Annotated in this window: 7 protein-coding genes; 3 read left to right on the forward strand and 4 right to left on the reverse strand. The window is 67.8% G+C overall.

Going from position 1 to position 3,870, the window contains the following annotated elements; all coding sequences use genetic code 11:
• Nucleotides 1-962, forward strand: a 962-nt coding sequence (locus ABEJ63_RS10440) for a glycosyltransferase family 87 protein (RefSeq protein ID WP_375796314.1), incomplete at its 5' end; no start/stop codon positions are given.
• Between the two features lie 327 nt (nucleotides 963-1,289).
• Nucleotides 1,290-1,574 (forward strand): translation initiation factor eIF-1A, encoded by a 285-nt coding sequence (eif1A, locus tag ABEJ63_RS10445; protein ID WP_375796315.1) that lies wholly within the window; start codon nucleotides 1,290-1,292, stop codon nucleotides 1,572-1,574.
• Between the two features lie 151 nt (nucleotides 1,575-1,725).
• On the opposite strand, the gene ABEJ63_RS10450 is transcribed toward eif1A, so the two are convergent.
• The 4 genes from ABEJ63_RS10450 to ABEJ63_RS10465 form a co-directional block, all read right to left on the reverse strand.
• Nucleotides 1,726-2,013, reverse strand: coding sequence for a hypothetical protein (locus tag ABEJ63_RS10450; protein ID WP_375796316.1), 288 nt, complete (start codon nucleotides 2,011-2,013; stop codon nucleotides 1,726-1,728).
• 3 nt (nucleotides 2,014-2,016) lie between these two features.
• Complete coding sequence (locus ABEJ63_RS10455) at nucleotides 2,017-2,685, reverse strand: helix-hairpin-helix domain-containing protein (protein ID WP_375796317.1); 669 nt, start codon at nucleotides 2,683-2,685, stop codon at nucleotides 2,017-2,019.
• 54 nt (nucleotides 2,686-2,739) lie between these two features.
• Nucleotides 2,740-3,048: a hypothetical protein gene (locus ABEJ63_RS10460; RefSeq protein ID WP_375796318.1), complete on the reverse strand. Its 309-nt coding sequence runs from the start codon at nucleotides 3,046-3,048 to the stop codon at nucleotides 2,740-2,742.
• Nucleotides 3,049-3,218: 170 nt separating this feature from the next.
• Nucleotides 3,219-3,392, reverse strand: a complete 174-nt coding sequence (locus ABEJ63_RS10465) for a hypothetical protein (RefSeq protein WP_375796319.1) — start codon at nucleotides 3,390-3,392, stop codon at nucleotides 3,219-3,221.
• An 84-nt stretch (nucleotides 3,393-3,476) separates the two neighbouring features.
• Between ABEJ63_RS10465 and msrB the strand changes: the two genes are divergently transcribed.
• A partial coding sequence (msrB, locus tag ABEJ63_RS10470; RefSeq protein ID WP_375796320.1) for a peptide-methionine (R)-S-oxide reductase MsrB occupies nucleotides 3,477-3,870 on the forward strand: 394 nt, incomplete at its 3' end.

A 3,870-nucleotide genomic window follows, 5' to 3' on the forward strand; every position in this document is an offset into this window, starting at 1 on the left:
TCGGGCTGGTGGTGTTTCTCCGCCGGCGTGTCACCCTCCAGCGGGTCGACCAGCTCGTGCTCGCCGGGTTCACAATCCTGAGCGTCTACCCCATCGTGAACCTGATCAACGGCTCGTTCGTCGGCATCTTCGCGGCCCTGCTCGGCAGCGGCTGGCTGCTCATGGAGGCCAGTCGTGCGCGCGGCGGCAGTCTGTGGGCACTCGCAGCCATCGTGAAGGGGTATCCTGCCTTCTGGGGGGCGTACATGCTCCGGGTCCGGCAGTGGCGGGCCGTCGCTGCAGCGGTCGCGACGGGCCTGGGGGCGACCCTGCTTGGTCTGCTCGTGTTCGGGAAGGAGGCGTATGTCCGATTCTTTGCCATCGCGGGGACGAGTCGCGTGCGCTACGAGATGTTCCGTGGCGGGGCGAGCCCGGATAATGAAGCCGTGACACCACTGCGAGCGCTCGCACAGCTGTTCCCCGGGGTCGACCCGGTCGTGTGGACACCGGTCATCCTGGTCGTGGTCGTGTGTATCACGCTGTGCGTGTACGCGCTGATGCCGACCACATCGCTGAACGACCGCGCCACGCTGCTACTCGTGACCATCCTCGGCGTCTGGTTCATCATGCCGACATCACAGGACCTGGATACGTACATCATCTACGCGCCGTTGCTCGTGTTGTTGTACGTGGAGCGGAGTCGCCGGGTCCACACCCTGTACGCGCTTGGAACGCTCATACTCAGTTATAACATCGGCCGCGGGGAGCTGCGGGCAGTCAGTCAGGTGGTCGGGCTCTCTGAGATCGTGATGCCGATCGGGGAGCCGGTGCTCCGGTTCGCGACGATGCCGATGTACGGGCTCGCCACGCTGTACGTCGGGTGTCTGCTCAAGGCAACACGCCGTGGGCAAGAGACCACACGGGTCGCACAGCTGAAACGTCGCGTCCGGGACGTGCTCCCCTCGAACGACCCCTCGCAGTGACACGTCGGGCGCGGACGTCCATCCCATCCGGTCGGGCGTGAGCGGAGGTCACTGTGCCTGGCTGGCGCCCCATCCATCCCGGGCAACGAGGAGACCAGCAGTGCCTGTAAGTCTCGTCTCGGGCTCCGGGTGCCATGCCGATGTACGCGCCCATGCACCGGGCAGGTGACCGGGGTGGGACCGCCGGCGTGCTGGTCGCTGGTGGCTGCCGACACCTGTTAGACACGCGAGCGGACCGGCCAGCCCGTCAGTGCACGGCTGTCACACCGGCGGGTCCCGGACCGACGGATACCACGTCTTAACTACCTGGGCAGAGTAGCTTCCCCAATGAGTGACGATAGCGGTCGCAAGCCACTGCGGATGCCCGACGACAACCAGCAGTTCGCCGTCGTGACGAACATGCTGGGCGGCGGGCGGGTCCGCGTGCGATGTGCCGATGGGAAAGAGCGAATGGGCCGGATTCCCGGCCGGATGCGGTTCCGGACGTGGATCAACGAGGGCGACGTGGTCCTCATCGAGCCGTGGGACTGGCAGGACGACAAAGGCGACATCGAGTGGCGCTACGACGAGCAGGACGCCGCGCAACTGCGCGAAGAAGGCCACATCGAGTAGCGAGCGGGCCCGCGCTCGGAGGTGACGCCACTCTAGCGTGGCGAAGAACACGGGACAGCCTGTAGCAGCGTCGCAAGTGCGGCCCCTCGTTTCGTGTCGAGCGCACACTAGACATGAGCGACAGCGCTCACAGCATCGCAATCCGAGTCGGTCAGGTGTCGTCGTCGCGGAGCTCCGAGAGCCGGTCGGCCGCGTCGTCGGTGACGTCGCCTGAGCGTGTTTCTGCCGTGCCCGCCCCGGTCGAGGGCTCCTCCTGTGGGTCCGACGTCGACTCGCGGCGCGTCCCACAGAGCGGACAGGCGGTCTGGTCGGCCGTGAGAGAGGTCCCGCAGACGGTACACGTCGTCGCGTCGTCACCGGCATCGCTGGCGGCATCGGTATCAGTGTCGGCACTGCTGCCGAACAGGCCCGCGAGCCACGCGCGCAGTCGGTTGAGCATCGGTCAGTAGTGGCGGAACAGGAGCCCGCGGACGTCGTCTTTCGTCCGCGCGGTCTCGACGGAGCCGTCGGGGAGTTCGACCTCGTAGGGCTCGTCGCCGTCGCTTTCTGTCCACTTGTCGGCGTGCTCGTCGAGCAGACTCATCATCGCGTCGAGCCGGGCGGCCCCGCCCCCGTTGCCACCCTCGTCGGCCTGGTCGTCACCGCTCTCGTCGTCCGTTTCGGCCTCGTCGCTCGTATCGGACGCGTCGATATCGTCAGACTCGGCACTCGCGCCGTCGTCTGTCGGTGCCGCGTCGCCGTCGACGGCCGCGAGGATGCGCTCGGCAAGCGTCTCGCCGATGCCCGTCACCTCGGTGAGGTCGGCGACGCTGGCAGCTTGGAGGTCCGCGACCGACTCGTAGCCGGCCCGTTCGAGTGCGGCCGCCTTCGCAGAGCCGACCGGCTTGAGCGCCGCTAGCCCGCCGTCCACAGGCGCCCCGGCATCGGACTCGCTCGCGGCCGCGGCGGGCGTCTCCCCGCGCTCTTCGGGCGGCGTGTACGTGTCGAGCAGGTACTCGACGGCATCCTGCACGCGGACGTGACCGTACGGGCCGGCGAGCGTGCCGGCCACGTCGTCGCGGACCGCCTCGAGTCGGTCGAGCTGTTCGTCAGTCACCTCGATGGTCGGCATACTCCGAGCAGCGGACGGCGGCGGCTAATAGCTGCCGGCGGGTGACCAGACGGGTCAGCCGACCCGGTCGGGCGCCGGCGGCGCAGGCCCGACGGCCTGGCCGTTCCCCGGGAGGCGAGCGACACAGGCCCGACAGAAGGTGTAGTCGGGCTCGTTGGGCGTGCCACACTCGCGACACTGGACTGTCGACCCGTCGGCGTCGGCATCGGAGTCGGGCACGGCTGTAGTCGTAGCCGTGGTCGGGGCGCCGGCAACCGCCGACCGCCCGAGATCACCGCGCCGCCACCGGAGCAGCGCGAACGTGAGCGCGAGGTTGACAGCGCCGAACAGCGCCAGTAGCGCGACCGTGCCGAGGTCGAGCATACCAGTATATACGGTATCGTGCGCAAAAATGGTTACTGCGTCACCGGTGTCGAGGCCACCTCCCATCGCGTCGGCGTCGATTTGCTCCTGCACACGCAAGCGCTACTGTCCCGTCAGCACGGCGCAATCCGCGTCAGCGGCGAGCGAGTCGGGTCGAGAGGCGGCGGACGTCACTCCGTGAACTCCTCGCCGTCGAACTCTTCGAGCACCCACTCCAGTTCCTCGATAGCACGCAACAGGGCGACCTCGGCCTCCTCTTCGAGCTGCGAGGCGGGTGGGTCGTGGCGGTCGTACTCCGCCTCAAGTGCCGCGATTCGCTCGCGGATCTCCTCCTCGGTTCGCATACTGGAGTGACCGACCCTGCGGCCTTCAGCCTACCGGACGGCCCGGGGCCGCGGATACAAGTCGGTCGGGCCCGTACCGGTGGTATGAGCGACACCGAACACCTGCCCGACAGCGACGAGGAGTGGCGCGACCTGCTCACCGACGAGGAGTACGAGATCCTCCGCGAGCAGGGAACCGAACCGAAGTTCACCGGCGAGTACATCGGCAAGGACGACGACGGCGCCTACCGGTGTGCGGGCTGTAACGCGCTGTTGTTCGACTCGGACACGAAATTCGACACCGAGGGGTCCGGGTGGCCTTCCTTCTACGATGCCGTCGAGGGGGCCATCGAATTCCGCGAGGACCGCTCGCACGGGATGGTTCGCACGGAGACCGTGTGTGCGGAGTGTGGCGGCCACTTGGGGCACGTGTTCGACGACGGGCCCGAGCCGACAGGCAAGCGGTTCTGCATCAACTCCGCTGCCCTCGAGTTCGACG

The organism is Halosegnis sp. (genome assembly GCF_042216475.1).
In the GTDB taxonomy this organism is placed as follows: domain Archaea; phylum Halobacteriota; class Halobacteria; order Halobacteriales; family Haloarculaceae; genus Halosegnis.